The 17,128-nt window shown below is 60.3% G+C and carries 13 protein-coding genes; 9 read left to right on the top strand and 4 right to left on the bottom strand.

Annotated elements, in window-relative coordinates; all coding sequences use genetic code 11:
- Positions 1-93 precede the first annotated feature (93 nt).
- A complete protein-coding gene (locus MB02_RS18035; protein WP_268872984.1) occupies positions 94-234 on the bottom strand; it encodes an SDR family oxidoreductase in 141 nt (46 codons plus the stop codon).
- A gap of 36 nt (positions 235-270) precedes the next feature.
- On the opposite strand from MB02_RS18035, the gene MB02_RS16955 reads away from it, so the two are divergent.
- The 5 genes from MB02_RS16955 to MB02_RS16935 all read left to right on the top strand — a co-directional run bounded on the left by MB02_RS16955 (position 271) and on the right by MB02_RS16935 (position 8,486).
- Positions 271-2,166, top strand: coding sequence for a putative nucleotidyltransferase substrate binding domain-containing protein (locus tag MB02_RS16955; RefSeq protein WP_082826281.1), 1,896 nt, complete (start codon positions 271-273; stop codon positions 2,164-2,166).
- A 13-nt stretch (positions 2,167-2,179) separates the two neighbouring features.
- Entirely contained in the window at positions 2,180-2,860 is a 681-nt protein-coding gene (locus tag MB02_RS16950; protein ID WP_067540654.1) for an exonuclease domain-containing protein, read from the top strand.
- A gap of 117 nt (positions 2,861-2,977) precedes the next feature.
- Complete coding sequence (locus MB02_RS16945; RefSeq protein WP_067540651.1) at positions 2,978-3,247, top strand: DUF4212 domain-containing protein; 270 nt, start codon at positions 2,978-2,980, stop codon at positions 3,245-3,247.
- 13 nt (positions 3,248-3,260) lie between these two features.
- Positions 3,261-5,036, top strand: coding sequence for a sodium:solute symporter family protein (locus MB02_RS16940; RefSeq protein WP_067540648.1), 1,776 nt, complete (start codon positions 3,261-3,263; stop codon positions 5,034-5,036).
- Positions 5,037-5,126: 90 nt separating this feature from the next.
- Positions 5,127-8,486: a PAS-domain containing protein gene (locus MB02_RS16935; protein ID WP_067540645.1), complete on the top strand. Its 3,360-nt coding sequence runs from the start codon at positions 5,127-5,129 to the stop codon at positions 8,484-8,486.
- Positions 8,487-8,530: 44 nt separating this feature from the next.
- On the opposite strand, the gene MB02_RS16930 is transcribed toward MB02_RS16935, so the two are convergent.
- The 3 genes from MB02_RS16930 to acs form a co-directional block, all read right to left on the bottom strand.
- Entirely contained in the window at positions 8,531-9,640 is a 1,110-nt protein-coding gene (locus MB02_RS16930) for a transporter substrate-binding domain-containing protein (RefSeq protein ID WP_067540642.1), read from the bottom strand.
- Positions 9,641-9,734: 94 nt separating this feature from the next.
- Entirely contained in the window at positions 9,735-10,388 is a 654-nt protein-coding gene (locus MB02_RS16925; RefSeq protein WP_067540639.1) for a LuxR C-terminal-related transcriptional regulator, read from the bottom strand.
- 10 nt (positions 10,389-10,398) lie between these two features.
- The gene (gene acs, locus MB02_RS16920; RefSeq protein WP_067540678.1) at positions 10,399-12,366 is read right to left on the bottom strand and encodes an acetate--CoA ligase; all 1,968 of its coding nucleotides are present in this window, start codon (positions 12,364-12,366) and stop codon (positions 10,399-10,401) included.
- A 211-nt stretch (positions 12,367-12,577) separates the two neighbouring features.
- On the opposite strand from acs, the gene MB02_RS16915 reads away from it, so the two are divergent.
- The 4 genes from MB02_RS16915 (at position 12,578) to MB02_RS16900 (ending at position 17,107) form a co-directional block, all read left to right on the top strand.
- Positions 12,578-13,957, top strand: a complete 1,380-nt coding sequence (locus MB02_RS16915) for a DcaP family trimeric outer membrane transporter (RefSeq protein WP_235829564.1) — start codon at positions 12,578-12,580, stop codon at positions 13,955-13,957.
- Between the two features lie 238 nt (positions 13,958-14,195).
- Positions 14,196-14,705, top strand: a complete 510-nt coding sequence (locus MB02_RS16910; protein ID WP_067540672.1) for a GNAT family N-acetyltransferase — start codon at positions 14,196-14,198, stop codon at positions 14,703-14,705.
- A 10-nt stretch (positions 14,706-14,715) separates the two neighbouring features.
- Positions 14,716-16,596, top strand: a complete 1,881-nt coding sequence (locus MB02_RS16905; protein ID WP_067540636.1) for an AMP-binding protein — start codon at positions 14,716-14,718, stop codon at positions 16,594-16,596.
- An 88-nt stretch (positions 16,597-16,684) separates the two neighbouring features.
- Complete coding sequence (locus tag MB02_RS16900; RefSeq protein ID WP_067540633.1) at positions 16,685-17,107, top strand: hypothetical protein; 423 nt, start codon at positions 16,685-16,687, stop codon at positions 17,105-17,107.
- The last annotated feature ends 21 nt before the right edge of the window (positions 17,108-17,128 follow it).

Below are 17,128 nucleotides of genomic sequence, written 5' to 3'. Positions count from 1 at the left end.
CCCCTTTGTCGTTCGCTACCGCAAAATTAAAGCGCGCCTAACCCTCTCGCCCAGCGTCAGATTCAGCCACACAAAGGCGGCGGATCACTTACTTCACGCGTCAATCAGCAACTCCGTTCCAGTGGAAAAGGCAGATTCATCAGACGCGAGATAAATAACCCCATACGCAACATCACGCGGGGTGCCCAAGTGACCGATTGGATGGCCGGCAGATGAGATAGACCTAAGTCGCAATGGACGGATCGATCTCTCGGGTTCATCAAGGGTGTCGTGACACAGCAGCCTATCGAAATCGAAGAGGTCACGACCTTTCTGCGGCGATATGAACCGTTCGCTGCCCTTGAAGACGGGCAGTTGGCGCTGGCCATACGGGCTCTTGCAATAAGCTATTTCCGCCGAGGTGTGCAGATCACCGGTGCAGGGGATGACAATCGCTACCTGTCGGTCATTCGTTCAGGAGCAGTCGAACTCAGGCTTGGTGGCACGGATCTGAATGCACGTTTGAGCGAAGGGGAGAGCTTCGGCTATCCGTCATTGATAAGGAATGGTCCGGCGCAGAACGAAGCTGTCGCGCTGGAAGATACGCTTCTTTACCGGATCGACAAGGCGGCCTTTCTAGCGCTGCGCGCCAACAGTCCCGCATTTCGCGCCTACTATGAAATTGACGAAGCCGCACGACTACGCCGAGCCGTAGATGCCATGCGTTTGGCCGAACGAGGCTCCGCGGGCATGGAGGACAGCCTGGGGACTTATGCCACCCTGTCCTCCATCATAAGGCGGCAGGAGGTCGTGGCTGGTCGGCCAGACATGCCGATCGCGGATGCGGCAAAACTGATGGCAGACAAAGATGTTTCGACGCTACCGATATGTGATGGTACGCGCCTCGTCGGCATACTGACGGACAAGGATCTGCGCCGCAGGGTTCTGGCCAAAGACGTCGACGTCAACAGTCCATTGGTGGAGGTAATGACGCCCGGCCCCGAGACAGTGTCGCCGGACATGCCAATCCTCAGTGCCTTGTTGCTGATGGCGGACCGTCATATCCATCACCTGCCAATTGTCGATGCCGCAGAGCGGTTGATCGCAGTCATCTCATCCAATGACATTCTTGCGCAATTAGGTTCGAATGCGCTCCATATCGCAAAAGAAGTTGGTAGCGCGATAGACCGAAAATCCGTCTCACGGGCAACTGCGCTTTTGCCTCGGGCATTGACCGGTCTGGTGTCCGCAGGGGTCGATGCCGATCATATCGCGCGCTACATCAGTACGATTGGTGAAGGGGCACATCGGCGGCTGCTTGAGCTTGCCGAGGCTGAGCTGGGCCCTCCTCCGGTTCCCTATGCGCTTGTGTGCTTTGGCTCGCTCGCTCGTGCTGAACAGGCATTGGGCTCGGATCAGGACAACGGTTTCATCTTCTCAAACGCATTCAATCGGACACGGCACGACGCCTATTTCGAACAGCTTGCACAGCGCCTGTGTGATGGGTTGGACGAAGCCGGTTATCGTTATTGCCCGGGCAACATCATGGTGACCAATCCGGCCTATCGTCGAACGTCTGAGGAGTGGAAAGCGCATTTCAAAGGCTGGATCGAGGCCCCGGAGCCGCAAGCCATTTTGGAAAGTACCATCTTCTTCGACATGAAGGCCTTGGCAGGCGAGGCGGCCCTGGTTGACGATCTGAGGCGGACCATATTTACGACCGCCAGCGAAAATCGCATCTTCCTCTCGTTCATCGCTCGCGCCGCGGCGACAACGCGCGTGCCCCTCGGTTTCTTCCGCAATTTCCTGTTGCGGGACGACGCCGACGAAGGGCAGGTTCTGGATCTCAAAGGCCAGGCGATTGCGCCTATTGTCGATCTGGCGCGGACTCATGCATTGGCAAATGCGCTTCCCGCAACCAACACGCTGGAGCGGTTGCGTGGAGCAAGCCAGGCGGGGAGCCTGAGTGATGATGCGGCGCGTGACCTCGCCGCTGCCTTTGAATTCGTCCGCGACGTGCGCTTCCGTCATCAAAATGAGCAGATCACGGAAGGGCACCCTCCCTCCAACAAGCTCGATCCTGCAACCCTGTCCCGCTTCGACCGCGAGCATTTGCGCGATGCGTTCCGCCTGATTCGCAGTCAGTTGGACAAATTGCGCAGCGATTATGCGGGAGGCTTGATGTGAGGCATCAGGCGTAATGTTCGGCAGCGGCGAATGGTGGTTGCGCCGTCGATTTGCAAAGGCGGCGCGGTCGGTTCCCGAGGGGCCGCTGCGCGATTTCTACGATGCCGGCATGGTGCGCTTCTCAACGCCATTCGAGGAGTTGGAAATGGTCGCTCTCGATCTTGAGACAGACGGTCTCGATTTCACTGGCAGTGCCATTCTCGAAGCCGGTCTGATCACTCTTCGCGGCAGTGGCATCATGGCGGATTCGGCAGTGCGCATCCGTTTCCGTCCGACCGGGCCCCTGTCGCAAAGTAGCGTTGTCATTCACCGCATCACCGACGATGCCCTGGCCGAAGCCTTGCCTGAGGAGGAGGCGCTGGCTTTGTTGCTCAGGCAGTTGGCCGGCAAGCCGCTTATCGCCCATTTTGCGGACATCGAGGCAGGATTTCTCGATGCTGCGTGCCGCCGGATATTCGGGGCGCCGTTTATTGCCCCGTTCATCTGCACGATGCAGCTTGAGGCGCGCTGGTTTCCGCGACCGCGCGCTGAGGATGGCTTGCGGCTCGGCAAGTTGCGGGCAGGGTACCACTTGCCAGCATACAGGGCGCATGACGGCCTGACGGATGCCCTGGCATGTGCGGAATTGCTGCTGGCCCAGATATCCCATCGTGGCGCATCTGGATTGACTCTGGGCAATCTGATCACGCGTTGAGCACCGCGCATTAGACCAAAGTCTCGCTGTTAAACCGGCAGGCCCTCGCTAGCATTGAAAATGGCCCGTACCCGAGTGCGGAAACCACGACAACCGAGAGAGAGGGGGAGGACAGCCATGTCCGATAAAGATCCCGAGACGCCCGGAGAAAAGGCGTATTGGAAAGAAAATATCCGCTTGCTCATCACTTTGATGGCGATCTGGTTTGCCGTGTCCTTCGGGGCGGGAATCCTGTTTCGCGATTTTCTGGACCAGTTCATGATCGGCGGTTTCCCGCTCGGTTTCTGGTTTGCCCAACAGGGTTCGATCTACGTCTTCATCGTCCTGATTTTCTACTACGCGTGGAAGATGAAGCAGATCGAACGCCGTTACGATCTCGACGATTGAGGGGGAGAGGACGATGTCTACACAATCGCTGATCTATCTCTTCGTCGCGCTCAGCTTCACACTCTATATCGGTATTGCGATCTGGTCGCGGGCCGGTTCGACCAAGGAATTCTATGTCGCTGGCGGTGGAGTCAATCCGATCGTCAACGGCATGGCGACAGCAGCTGACTGGATGAGCGCCGCTTCGTTCATTTCGATGGCGGGCCTGATCGCCTTCATGGGTTACGATGGTTCGGTATATCTGATGGGCTGGACGGGCGGATACGTCATGCTGGCCTTGCTGCTGGCTCCTTATCTGCGCAAGTTTGGCCAGTTCACCGTGCCCGATTTCATCGGCACGCGCTATTATTCCAAAGTCGCGCGCACAGTGGCCGTGATCTGCCTTATCTTCATCAGTTTCACATATATCGCCGGGCAAATGCGCGGAGTGGGGATCGTTTTTTCGCGCTTCCTCGATGTTCCGGTCAACCTCGGCGTCATCATCGGAATGTGCATTGTGTTTTTCTATGCCGTTCTCGGCGGGATGAAGGGCATCACCTATACGCAGGTCGCACAATATTGCGTGCTGATCTTCGCCTACATGGTGCCGGCCTTTTTCATCTCCATGATGATTACCGGCAATCCGATCCCGCAGTTGGGGCTTGGCTCTACCGTTAATGACGGGTCGGGTATGTATGTGCTGCAAAAACTCGACAGCTCGCTCCAGGCGATGGGCTTCTCTGCCTATACCGATGGCAGCAAGTCGATGATCGACGTGTTCTGCATCACAGCGGCACTGATGATCGGTACGGCGGGGCTTCCGCACGTGATCGTCCGCTTCTTCACGGTCCCGAAGGCATCCGACGCGCGCAAGTCGGCAGGCTGGGCGCTGGTCTTCATCGCGCTGCTTTATACTACGGCCCCGGCCGTTGCTGCCTTCGCTCGGCTGAACTTCAACCAGACGGTGAACAACACCGCCTATGCCGAGGCGCCGGGGTGGTTCACGAACTGGGAAAAGAACAACCTGATCGCCTGGGTCGACAAGAATGACGACGGCAGGATGGAAGTGGCCAAGGGCGACGCATTCAAGGGATCGCCGGAATTCGTGGCAGGCACCGGCAAGAGCGGGGAGCGCCTGGTCTCGAATGAAGTCCTGACCGACAATGCTAACGAGGTATATGTCGACAAGGACATCATGGTGCTCGCCAATCCGGAAATCGCGAATCTTCCGGGCTGGGTTATCGCATTGGTCGCCGCTGGCGGGCTGGCTGCGGCGCTCTCGACCGCGGCGGGGCTGTTGCTGGTGATTTCCACTGCGGTCAGCCACGATCTGCTGAAGTCCACTTTCCGTCCGAACATTTCCGAAAAGGGCGAATTGCTGGCGGCTCGTGTCGCGGCGACTTGTGCGATCGTGATCGCCGGGATCCTGGGTATCTATCCTCCGGGCTGGGTGGCCCAGGTCGTTGCCTTTGCGTTCGGGCTTGCGGCGGCATCGCTTTTCCCGGCCATCTTCATGGGGATTTTCTCCAAGTCGATGAACAAGGAAGGCGCGATTGCGGGGATGGTGACCGGCCTGACCTTCACGTTCGTCTACATCGCCTACTTCAAGCTGTGGAATCCGGATGCCAACATCGCAGACAACTGGCTGTTCGGGATATCGCCCGAAGGCATTGGCGTTGTCGGCATGATCCTCAACTTCGCGGTCGCGATTACGGTTGCGAAGTTGACGGCGGCACCGCCGGCCGAAATCGGCAGGCTTGTCGACTCGATCCGCGTACCGCGCGGTGCCGGCGAAGCCCACGCGCACTGATTGGTTCCCGCAAGGGTTCCTCCGGAGGGGGCGGCAGGAAACTGTCGCCCCCATTTCCTTTTGGCGGTAACGTGACCGCTGGGAGGGGACATGTCGATCTGGCTCATTCCGGTAATTGTGGCGCTGCTCTATGGAGCGGTCCTCTTTTGGGTTGCCCATGCCGGCGACCAGCCTTTGCTTGCACGCTTTGCGGATCGTTATGGGCGAGTGATCTTCGGCCTCGGCCTCGCCGTCTATTGCACCAGCTGGACGTTCTATGGCGCGGTTGGCACTGCCGCTTCGAGAGGCTGGCAATATCTGCCGATCTATCTTGGCCCGATTTTGATGTTCACGCTGTTCGGCCGCTTCGTCGAGCGCGTGCTGCAGGCGGGCAAGGCGCAACACAGCACTTCGATCGCGGATTTTCTCTCCGCCCGTTACGGCAAGAGCGCGTGGGTCGCGGCGCTGGTTACGATAATCGCCCTGTTTGGCGCGCTTCCTTACATGGCGCTGCAACTCAAATCGGTCAGCCAGACGCTGACCGCTCTTTCACCTGGCCTCACCGGTCTGTTGCGTGGGGAGGAAGTGGCCCTGGTGGTTGCCATTGCAATGGCGGCCTTCGCAGTGCTGTTCGGGACGGGGCGGCTTGATCTGACCCAGCACAATCGAGGTGTCGTTCTCGCAATCGCGCTGGAGGCGGTGGTCAAGTTCGTTGCCCTGGGGACAGTGGCGGCTTTTGCTCTCCTGCTTTTGCTCACCAATACGCAGGCGGAGGGGGCGGCGCTGGGCATTGCATCCGGCAGCTTCACACTGGACCAGTTCAATGGACGCTTCGTAGTGCTGACCCTGCTCGGTGCAGTGGCCGTCCTGTGCCTGCCCCGCCAGTTCCACATGCTGGTGGTCGAAGCGCGGGAAGAACGTCTTGCCGGGCCGATGCGTTGGCTGTTCCCGGCCTACCTCGTGATGATCTGTGCTGGCGTGTTGCCGGTGATGCTGGCGGGGCGGGCACTTCTGCCGCCCGAATCTTCGGCCGACATGCTGATGATCGATTTGCCCCTGGCCTTCGATGCGCGGTGGCTCGCCATTCTTGCCTTCATTGGCGGCCTGTCTGCGTCCACGGGGATGATCATTGTCACAAGCATTGCCTTGTCGGGCATGATTACCAACGATCTGATCGTCCCAATCTTCTTTCGCGACCAGTTCCGGCGGCGAGGTCAGCCCGAACTGGTCGGGCAGGCACTGATCAATATCCGGCGCGGGACCGTGGTCGGGCTGCTCGCGCTCGCCTATCTCTATTACCGCGCGATCGGCAGCGAAGCCACGCTGGCGGGTTTGGGCGAGATTGCCTTTGCCGGGGCGGCACAATTCGCTCCGGGACTGTTTCTGGGCCTCACATGGCGCAAGGCCAATCGCGCCGGGATGATCGCCGGGCTGATTGGTGGATTTGGTCTGTGGCTGCTGTTGCTGGGCATGCCGGTTTTCGGGCCGGACATGGTGCCATTGGTGATCGGGTCCGACCCGCTGGTGTCTGGGACGGTACTGAGCCTGTCGTTCAACCTCCTGCTGTTCACGCTCTTTTCCATGGCGAGCGAGCCGAATTTGCAGGATCGGGTGCAGGCGATGGCCTTTATCGGGCAGAGTATTCCGGACCTGGGCCAATCTCGCCTCGTCACGCAGACACGCGTGGCTGACTTTCGCCTGTTGCTCGAACAGTTCGTGGGGGAAGAGCATTCTCGCGGTGCGCTGAACCGCCTGCGCCTGAAGACGGGGCGCAAATATGCCGATGCCGATCCGGTAGACGAAGAGTTGCTCGACACCAGCGAACGGATGATCAGTTCGATCATCGGCAGTTCGTCCGCCCGCGCGCTTGTCCAGTCGACGCTGGAAGGCGACCCCGTTTCGCTCGAGCGGGTGGTGGCGATGTTCGACGAGACGTCCCAAAGGCTCCAGTTCGGTGCCGGGCTGTTGCAGATCGCGATCGAAAACATCGACCAGGGCATTTCCGTGGTCGATGGCGAGCAAAGACTGGTGGCGTGGAACCATCGCTATGTGGAAATGTTCGGCTATCCGCCCGAGCTGGTTGAAGTCGGGCGTCCGATCAAGGATCTCCTGCTGTTCAATATGCGTTCTCTGGGGGTTCCGGAGGACGCGATTGAACACGAGGTGGCCAAACGGCTGGAACACCTCCGCGCAGGACGGCGGCACAGCACCGAGCGCCTTCTTACCGATGGGCGTATCCTGCGCGTGCTGGGCAAGGCCGCGCCCAATGGAGGCTACGTTACGACCTACACCGACATTACGGCGGACCGTCGGGCGGAGCAGGCGCTGGAAGCCAAGGTAGAGGAACGCACGGGGCAGCTTGTCGAGGCAAACCGTGCGTTGGAAGCGGCGACGCAATCCAAGACCCGTTTTCTTGCGGCTGCCAGCCATGATCTGGTCCAGCCGATGAATGCGGCGCGCCTCTTCGCCAGCGCCTTGGGGGAGGAGATCGGGGAGACGCGCAAGCAGGAGCGTGCCCTGTTGGGGCAGATCGACCGCTCTATTGAAACGGCGGACAGGCTGCTGCGGGCCCTGCTGGATATTTCCCGCCTCGATGGCGGGAAACTGCAGGCACATGCCGTGCGGTTCCCGTTGGATCAGGCCTTTGCCGAGATCGCCAACGAATTCGAAGTGCAGGCGGAAAAGAAAGGGCTCGTGTTGACGGTGCAGCCATCCGGCCTGTGGCTGGAAACGGACCGTGGACTGTTCATATCCGTGTTGCAAAACCTTGTTACCAACGCCGTGCGCTATTCCGATGCGGGCAAGATACTCGTCGGGGCCAAACGCCGGGGCGAAGAGGTAGAGATATTCGTTGCCGATCAGGGGCGGGGCATTCCGGCATCCGATCGGGAGCGTATTTTCGATGAATTCATCCGTCTGGGAGCGGAGCGTAATGAAGAGGGGCTTGGTCTGGGCCTTGCGATCGTCCGGCGTATCGCATCCATGCTGGGGACGCGGATCAGCGTGAAATCGGAGGAAGGAAAGGGGAGTTGCTTCGCCTTTCACCTGCCGCTTGCCGTGCCGGAAAAGCTGAAGGATCCGGTACAGGAACGCCCGAGGGCACCTGCGGGGGATGGGCAGAAAGTCCGGATCCTCTGCATCGATAATGACCGGGAAGGGTTGGAAGCACTAGGTGCCTTGCTGTCGCGCTGGGGCTTCGATGTGGTTTCCGCCACGCGGCCGGAATCGGTCGACATGGATCAACCGCCAGCGTTGATGATTCTGGATTACCGGCTGGATGACGGGCTGACCGGCGATACCGTGGGCGACATGTTGTCCCGGCGCTGGGGTCTGCAAGTGCCGACGATCCTTTTGACGGCTGAAGACACGGAGGAAACCAAGGCTGCGGCGGAACGGATCGCGGCGACGCGGATGATCAAGCCACCCGCACCCGCCGCGCTACGTGCGCTTGTCAACGCTCTGGCAGGCTAGGCCTTGGGGCAAAGCCCCGGTCTGTTCTATCTGACAGCGCCAGCTCAATTGCGCTTGCCCAGCGTTTCCTTGATCTCGTCCCGCCATGCGCTGCTTTCGATATGGTGGAGCAGCGAGATATCGACGGCTTCTCGCAACGGGCTGCCTTGCGGCAGCGCGATACCGTAATCCTGCCGTCCGAAAGTACCAGGCAACAGCCTGAGCCGATCGTTGAAGGATGCCCGTACGAGATAGCGGAGCAATGGTTCATCATAGACGAAGGCGTCTATTTTCCCGTCGCGCAGTGCAGCCAGACCGGTTTCGACATCCGGATAGCTGGAAAAGCCGATCCCTTCGTCTGAAAGCCATTCGTCGGTTGCAGACCCCCTGATGGACCCGACAGTGACGCCGGGCAGGTCGTCCGGCCCGGAAATCGCCCCGGCGAGGCGCCCGGCAGTCAGCGAGGATGCGATCATGCCGGTGAACGTGGAAATGATGATGATTGCGGCGAACATCCACACCAGCGCTATGGCCTTGCCTGCCGCCGTTCTTGGCGCCTTGTCGCCGTAGCCGACCGTAGTCATCGTGACGGCTGAAAACCAGAAACCCGAACCGATCCCTGCGGCACCTTCGGCGAATTCTTCCGGATTGCGTTTCCGTTCTGCCAGCCAGAACAGGAAACCGACGAACAGCAACACGGCGGACAGCGCCAATATCGCCTTGAGAAAGTCCAGAGTGAAGAAATTGCGCACCAGAGAGTACCAGCCGCTGGATGACTTGTTCACCGCTATTCCGAACCCGGTTGCGTAGAACGGGTGAGTGAAGTCCACCTCCGCTTCCCGGCCTGAGGTGATCGTCAGGGCGCCGACACTCGCATCGTATCTGCCATCGACCAGACCGTCGATCATGCCGGGAAGGTCGGATTCGACGAAGTGGTAGCGATAACCGCGCTCGGCGGCGATGGTCTGCCAGAGGTCGATTGCGATGCCATGCCACGCGCCATCTTCATCCTTCATGGCGAACGGTGGGGCTTCGCGGGTTGCAACGGTCATTTGACCTTGCTGCCGCGCATCATGTTCCTGAGCAGTCGCAGAAACGGGTGCCAGCGCGCAGATCAATGCGGCCGCAAGCATATGGAAAACGGCAACGCAGTTTCTCAGGTTCTTCAGCAGCATCAGTCCCCTTCCGGTTTGTCAGGAGACCCAGCCTACACGAAGTGATGCAATGCTGCACATTCGCTCCGGCTGGTGGAAGCCGGAAGAGGTCGCTTCAGTGTTCCGCGGCTGGTGGCGCCGCAATGTCCAGCTGCTTGGCAATCAGCACCGCTTGCGTCCGGTTGACCACTCCCAGACGGCGAAAGATCGCGGTCATATGCGCTTTCACGGTAGCTTCGCTGATCTGCATTTCGTGGGCGATCTGCTTGTTGAGCAGCCCTTGGGCAACAAGCGCCAGGATACGCCGTTGGGCAGGCGTCAGCCGGGCAAGGCGGGCAACGTCGTCGTCAGGCGCGGTTTCCTCGACCTCTGCCCCCGTACCATCGTCGGGGAACCAGATGTCGCCTTCCCGCACGGCAGCCAGCGCCTCGCGCATTACCGGCAGCGAGGCAGTCTTGGGGATAAAGGCGGAAGCGCCGAGCTCTTTCGCGCTACGGCGCACGCGCGGTTCTTCGCTGGCGGAAACTATGACAATCGGCATCGCCGGGAAATCCCGCCGCAAGTCGAGCAATGTCTGCAACCCTGCGCTGTCCGTCATATGGAGGTCGAGCGATAGCAGTTCGACATTGCCAGCTTCCGCCTCTCGTCTGGCAGAGGCGGCATCGGCCACTTCGACAATCTCGCTGTCCGGCCAGACCTTTTCTACCGAAGCGCGCACGGCGGCCCGCATCAGCGGGTGGTCGTCGGCGATGACGATGCGTCCCGTCATCGCCCCGGCCCTAGCGGTTGAGCCGCCCTTCGATCAGGCCATCCACCAGCGATGGGTCGGCCAGAGTCGAAGTATCGCCCAGTGAACCGAATTCGTTCTCGGCGATCTTGCGCAGAATGCGCCGCATGATCTTGCCGGAACGGGTCTTGGGCAGACCCGGTGTGAAATGCAGGTGGTCCGGTGTTGCGATCGGCCCGATTTCGGTGCGTACGTGCTTGCGCAATTCGGCGGCAAGCTCGTCGGTCGCTTCCACCCCGGCATTCAGAGTGACGTAGCAGTAAATGCCCTGCCCCTTGATGTCGTGAGGATAGCCGACCACGGCCGCTTCAGCGACGAGTTCGTGCAGTACCAGTGCGCTTTCGACTTCGGCAGTGCCCATGCGATGTCCCGATACGTTGATGACATCGTCCACCCGGCCGGTGATCCAGTAATACCCGTCCGCATCGCGGCGGCAGCCGTCACCGGTGAAATACTTGCCGCGATAGTGACTAAAATAGGTTTGCACGAAGCGGTCGTGATCGCCGTAGACGGTACGGGCCTGACCCGGCCAGCTGCGCGTGATGCACAAGTTGCCTTCGGCGGCACCGCCGGTTGTCTCGTCGGCCAGAACCTTGCCGTCGTTGTCGACCAGCTGGGGGCAGATCCCGAAGAACGGGCGGCCCGCACTGCCGGGCTTCATGTCATGTGCGCCCGGCAGAGTGGTGATCATGATGCCGCCGGTTTCGGTTTGCCACCAGGTGTCGACCACCGGAATTTTTCCGTGGCCGACCGTGTCATGATACCAGCGCCAGGCTTCCGGGTTGATCGGTTCCCCGACCGAGCCAAGCAGGCGCAGGGATGACAGATCATGCTTCGTCACATGCGACGTGCCTTCGCGCATCAGGGCGCGAATTGCAGTGGGGGCAGTGTAGAAGATGTTGACGTTATGCTTGTCGCAGACCTGCCAGAACCGGTCGTGATCCGGATAGTTGGGCACGCCTTCGAACATCAGGGCTGTCGCGCCGCTCTGCAACGGGCCGTAAACGATATAGCTATGCCCGGTGACCCAGCCGATATCGGCGGTACACCAGTAGATCTCGCCAGGGCGGTAGTCGAAGACATAGCGGAAAGTGGTCTCGGTCCAGACGGCATAGCCGCCTGTCGTGTGCAGCACGCCTTTGGGCTTTCCGGTGGAGCCGGAAGTGTAGAGGATGAACAGCGGATCTTCCGCGTCCATCACTTCGCAGGGGCATTCCCCGGATACATCGGCGTTCAGTTCGTGATACCAGTGGTCGCGCCCATCCTTCATGGCCACGTCGGAGCCAGTGTGACGGACCACTAGTACGGCCTTGACTGCCACCTTTTCCAGTGCGGCATCGACATTGGCCTTCAACGGCACTTTCTTCGATCCACGGAGCCCTTCGTCGGCGCAGATCACCCAGTCGCTCTGGCAATCCTCGATTCGGCCGGCGATCGCGTCGGGAGAGAAGCCGCCGAACACCACCGAATGAATTGCGCCGATACGGGCGCACGCAAGCATCGCCACTGCGCCTTCGGGGATCATCGGCATGTAGATCGTGACCCGATCGCCTTTCTGCACGCCCATTTTCTTGAGCGTGTTGGCCATGCGGATCGTTTCCGCCAGCAATTCCGAGTACGTCAGCTTGCGGACCGTGCCATTGGGATCGTCCGGTTCGAAAATCAGGGCGGTAACGTCGCCCTTGCCCGCCGCGACATGGCGATCGAGCGCGTTGTGGCAGATGTTGAGCTGCCCGTCGGCAAACCACTTGATATCGACCGGATCGTAGCTCCATTCCGCGATACGGGTCGGTTTGCGGAACCATTCGAGACGTTCAGCCTGTTCCGCCCAGAAGCCGTCGGAATCTTCCACGCTGCGTCGGTACATGTCCTTGTACTGTTCGAGCGTGCAGCTTGTGCCGTCGCGGGCACCGGCGGGTACCGGGACGATTTCGGCTGGGTGCTCGATAGTATCCTGCATGATCTCTCCCATTTCTTCTCAGCGGCCCCGGTGCGGGAAGCAACGGGCGTGCAGGCGCATGGACGTGTGCAATCCATAAAACAACAGGGGCCGTCCGATCATCGCGACAAAAGTCTTATAGACTTAAGTCTGACAGACCTATTGCCGATAGAGGACGGCTCAGCGAATTGCGATTTTGTAGCCCTTACCACGCAAGATGGGGAGGGGTTTCATGTCCGTTTTTTCGACAATGACCGGTCGGCGGTTGCATGTGGCGGGAGTTTTGCTGGCTGCCAGCGCCCTGGTTCCCGCGACCGCCCATGCCCAGGCCTCGATCGAGAGCCGTCTCGATCGGCTGGAAGCGATGGTTGCGGCCTTGCAGGAGCGGATGGATTCGCAACAGACGACGGCGGAAACAGCGGCAGCAGTCGCAGAAATGCGCGCGGCTGTGTCCGAAACCCGTGCCGTGGCTGCGCAGCAGAAGCAGATCGAGGAACGAATCGCGGTTGTCGAGAAAAACGATCGCGACGGTTTCCGCATCGGCGACACCACCGTCAAACTGGGCGGTTATGTGAAGCTCGACGCGATCAGCGAGCGTACCAGTGGCGGGCAACTGGCCGGCAATGCGGTCACACGCGACTTCCTGTTGCCGGGTACTATCCCCATCGGAGGCAAGGGCTCGGGCTGGGATACGGATTTCAGCGCACGCCAGAGCAGGATCATACTCACTACCCAGACCCCCGTCGGCAATCATTCGCTCGGCACGCATCTCGAAATGGATTTCATGGTCACCGATGGCGGGGATGAGCGTGTCTCCAACAGCTATTCGCCCCGACTGCGCCAGGCCTTCCTGACTTATGATGGCTGGCTGTTCGGTCAGGCATGGTCGACGTTCCAGAATGTCGGAGCCTTGCCCGACAGTCTCGATTTCGTCGGAACGATGCCGGGCACCGTGTTCGTGCGTCAGCCGATGATCCGCTACAAGGCTAAGAACGGCCTTTCCCTCGCGCTCGAACAACCCGAAACGACCGTCACCACTGCCTCGGGAGGGCGCGTGACGCCGGGCGACGATGGCATTCCCGATATCGTCGCGCGATACGATTCGAAGTATTTCACTGTGGCGGGCATCCTGCGCCAGTTGAAAGTCACGGATGACGACTTCGGTCTCGGGGCCGACAGCGCCTTCGGGTATGGCATCAGCGTGTCGGGCAAGGTGCCCGTCGGTGCGAAGGACGATTTCCGGTTCATGGCTACCGCCGGCAAGGGCCTCGGTCGCTATCTCGGCGCAAACATTGTCAACGATGCGGCAGTGGATGCGAAGGGCGATCTACACGCGATTGCGACTTACTCCGGTTTCGCGGCTTTCCGCCATGTGTGGAACGCCAAGATGCGCTCGACTATCGCGGGCAGTTATTTCAAGGCCGACAATCCCACCTCGCTCACGGGAACAAGCCCGACGGACTCGGTGTGGAATGCCCTGGCCAACATCATCTATTCTCCAGTGCCCAAACTCGATCTGGGCGTCGAATACATGTATGCCGAACGGGAGAACGAGGCCGGGGCGAGCGGCAACCTCCAGAAAGTTCAGGTATCGGCCAAGTACAGCTTCTGAACTGGTCGGACCGGTTGCATGAAACCTTTTCCTGAACGAAAAACACCGTCACAAATAGGGTGCAGCATGGTGATAGGGGTGGTTCGTCATGGTTCGGAGTCACGACCCGCGACGCATCCCCGACCGGTGGAGGCGTCTCGATGCATCCCTTGATCCATGACAAGGCGCGGCGGGTTTCGAACCGCCAAGGAACAGCCGGCCCCGAACCGGTCGTGACAGACCACAACTGGAGAGCATGATGACTGCCCAAACCGAACTTGCCACCCGTTCAGGCGTAACCCTGGAGGTCCGTCCGGCCACGGAAGCGGATGAAGCGGCGCTGACAGCGCTGTTCGACAATGTCAGCGATGAAGATCGCCGGTTCCGTTTCTTCACCGCAGGCGAACATGTCAGCCATGAACAGCTCGCGCCGCTGATCCACGTCGATCATTTCACGAGTGAGAGCTTTCTGGCCTTCGACAAGGCTGGCGGGGCTCTGGTCGCTTCTGCTCTCCTCGCGTGCGACAGCAAGCTGGATACCGGCGAAATCGCCGTATCCATTCGCAGCGATTACAAGGGCAAGGGCGTCGGCTGGGCGCTGCTCGACTTTCTCGGGCAGGAAGCGCAACGTCGCGGCGTGCGGCGGGTAATCGCGATCGAAAGCCGGGACAACCACGCCGCGATCGAGCTCGAGCGCGAGAAGGGATTTGTTCCTGAAGAGTTCGACGGCGATCCGACGCTTGTCATCCTCTCGAAAACATTTGGTTGAAAGCAGCGCAATGAGCGAAGCCTACACGCAAGCCTGGCAAGAGAGCATCGACGATCCGGAGACCTTCTGGTCCAAGGCGGCGGGCGCGGTGGCATGGTCCACTGCACCCGAGCGCGCCTATGACGAGACGCAGGGCTGGTTTCCGGGCGGTAATCTCAATACCTGCCATAATTGCGTGGACCGTCATGTGGCGGAAGGCCGGGGCGATACGCCTGCCCTGATTTACGACAGCCCGGTTACCGGCACGGTTCACAGCTACAGCTATGCCGGATTGCTGCAGGAAGTCGGGCAGGTCGCGGCGATGCTGGCTTCGCTCGGGGTGAGCAAGGGCGATCGGGTCATCATCTATATGCCGATGATCCCGGAAACGGTTTTCGCCATGCTGGCCTGTGCCCGGCTGGGGGCGATTCATTCGGTGGTGTTCGGTGGTTTCGCTCCCCACGAATTGGCCAAGCGTATCGACGATGCCGCCCCCAAGCTGCTGCTTACCGCCAGCTGCGGGATCGAAGGGGCCAGGACCATCGCCTACAAGCCGATGGTGGACGAAGCGCTGGCGCTTGCCCGCCACCAGGTCAGCAATGTGGTCGTGTATCAACGCGAGCAGCGGACCGCTGAGTTGCAAGAAGGCCGTGATCTTGACTGGGCCACGCTGAGGGCGCGTGTTGGCGATTCCTCGATCCCGGAATGCGTTCCGGTCGCGTCCGCCGATCCGCTCTATATCCTTTACACTTCCGGCACGACCGGCACACCGAAGGGCGTGGTGCGCGAAAACGGCGGGCATGCGGTTGCGCTGACATGGTCGATGGCGAACATCTACGGCATTGGCGCGGGCGACGTATTCTGGGCTGCATCGGACGTCGGCTGGGTGGTGGGGCATTCCTATATTGTCTATGCGCCGCTGCTAGTCGGGGCGACGACCGTACTCTTCGAGGGTAAACCGGTTGGCACTCCCGATCCGGGCACATTCTGGAGAACAATCGCCCGCCATGGCGTGAAAGTGTTCTTTACTGCGCCAACCGCCATTCGTGCGGTGCGCAAGGAAGACCCCGATGCGCAATATCTGGCAGAAATCGGGACCGGAGACTTGCGCGCGATCTTCCTGGCCGGTGAACGCGCCGATCCCGACACTATCGCCTGGCTGGAAGAGAAGTCGGGCCTGCCGGTGATCGACCACTGGTGGCAGACGGAACTCGGCTGGCCGGCGATTGCCAGCTGCTTCGCACTGGGTGACTTGCGGCGCAAGCGTGGCAGCGCCGGCTTCCCTGTACCCGGTTATGCGTTCGCCGTGCTCGACGACGATGGCAAGCCTGTGCCTGACGGGCACAGTGGATCGGTCGTTATCAAGGCGCCGCTACCGCCGGGCGCCTTGCGCACCTTGTGGAACAACAAGGCGGGATATGAGAAGAATTTCGCTGCCTTCCCCGGCTATTACGAAACGGGCGATGCCGGGCATTTCGATGAGGAAGGCTTTCTCCATATCATGGGCCGCACGGACGATATCATCAATGTCGCAGGCCATCGCCTCTCCACCGGGCAGATGGAGCAGATCGTTGCGGAGCAGGACGGCGTGGCGGAATGCGCCGTGATCGGTGCCGACGACAAGGTCAAAGGGATGATTCCCATTGCCTTCGTCGTTCCCCGTGCCGGATCGGAAGGCGATGCGACATTGGCCGCTCGGGTTATTGCCGCCGTGCGCGAAGATCTGGGTGCGGTTGCCGCGCTCAAGACCGTGTTCGTCGTGCCGCAATTGCCGAAGACGCGTTCTGGCAAGATCTTGCGCAATCTCCTGCGCAAGATCGCCAATGGAGAGGATTTTGCGCCCCCGCCTACGATCGACGATCCGGCGGCCCCCGATGTGATTCGCAAGGCGATGGCCGGAACTGCCGCCTAGAAATCGTGCGGTGCAACCGGAGCCTTGCCGCAGCCTCAAATGTGCGCCATCCCCCACCAACCAGAAAAAGTAATGGAAGGATTTGGGGATGATAAAGGGGCCGGACGCGCTGTGCCGTAGTTATGGCCAGGCAATGCTCGACAAGGATGGCAAGGCCATCGCCGGGCATTACGTCTTTCCGTATTATTCGTTTACGCTCGGCCAGGTGCATTGCTTCGATGACCGGGCGACCGCCAACGATGCCTGTAGCGATCAGGTCGCCCGTTTCGAACGCGCCGGTGTCGGCTCGGATATTCGCATGCGTGAATTCGAAGTGGTTCAGGTCTCGGACGGCTCAGCACTGTGCCACATCACCTGGGAAGTCTTCCCCGTGAACGGGATGGCCGGATGGTCATGGACGAACGTTTACGGCTATCGCCGCCGGGGTGATGAAGAAGGTTTCGAGTTCAACATTTCGGACAATGAAATCGGCGAACTGCTCCAACGCTTCCCCGATTTCTACAATCTGTAAAACGATGTCTGGCGGGCCTAT

It is taken from the genome of Croceicoccus estronivorus (genome assembly GCF_001625325.1).
In the GTDB taxonomy this organism is placed as follows: domain Bacteria; phylum Pseudomonadota; class Alphaproteobacteria; order Sphingomonadales; family Sphingomonadaceae; genus Caenibius; species Caenibius estronivorus.
The sequence above is the reverse complement of the archived record's forward strand: the minus strand, read 5'-3'. Positions and strand labels throughout refer to the sequence as shown.

Coding starts and splice junctions, on each gene's coding strand:
- acs (WP_067540678.1), bottom strand. CDS start 12,366: ATGCAGGATACTATCGAGCACCCAGCCGAAATCGTCCCGGTACCCGCC.
- MB02_RS16940 (WP_067540648.1), top strand. CDS start 3,261: ATGTCTACACAATCGCTGATCTATCTCTTCGTCGCGCTCAGCTTCACA.
- MB02_RS16905 (WP_067540636.1), top strand. CDS start 14,716: ATGAGCGAAGCCTACACGCAAGCCTGGCAAGAGAGCATCGACGATCCG.
- MB02_RS16930 (WP_067540642.1), bottom strand. CDS start 9,640: ATGCTGCTGAAGAACCTGAGAAACTGCGTTGCCGTTTTCCATATGCTT.
- MB02_RS16935 (WP_067540645.1), top strand. CDS start 5,127: ATGTCGATCTGGCTCATTCCGGTAATTGTGGCGCTGCTCTATGGAGCG.
- MB02_RS16915 (WP_235829564.1), top strand. CDS start 12,578: ATGTCCGTTTTTTCGACAATGACCGGTCGGCGGTTGCATGTGGCGGGA.
- MB02_RS16900 (WP_067540633.1), top strand. CDS start 16,685: ATGATAAAGGGGCCGGACGCGCTGTGCCGTAGTTATGGCCAGGCAATG.
- MB02_RS16945 (WP_067540651.1), top strand. CDS start 2,978: ATGTCCGATAAAGATCCCGAGACGCCCGGAGAAAAGGCGTATTGGAAA.
- MB02_RS16950 (WP_067540654.1), top strand. CDS start 2,180: ATGTTCGGCAGCGGCGAATGGTGGTTGCGCCGTCGATTTGCAAAGGCG.
- MB02_RS16910 (WP_067540672.1), top strand. CDS start 14,196: ATGACTGCCCAAACCGAACTTGCCACCCGTTCAGGCGTAACCCTGGAG.
- MB02_RS16925 (WP_067540639.1), bottom strand. CDS start 10,388: ATGACGGGACGCATCGTCATCGCCGACGACCACCCGCTGATGCGGGCC.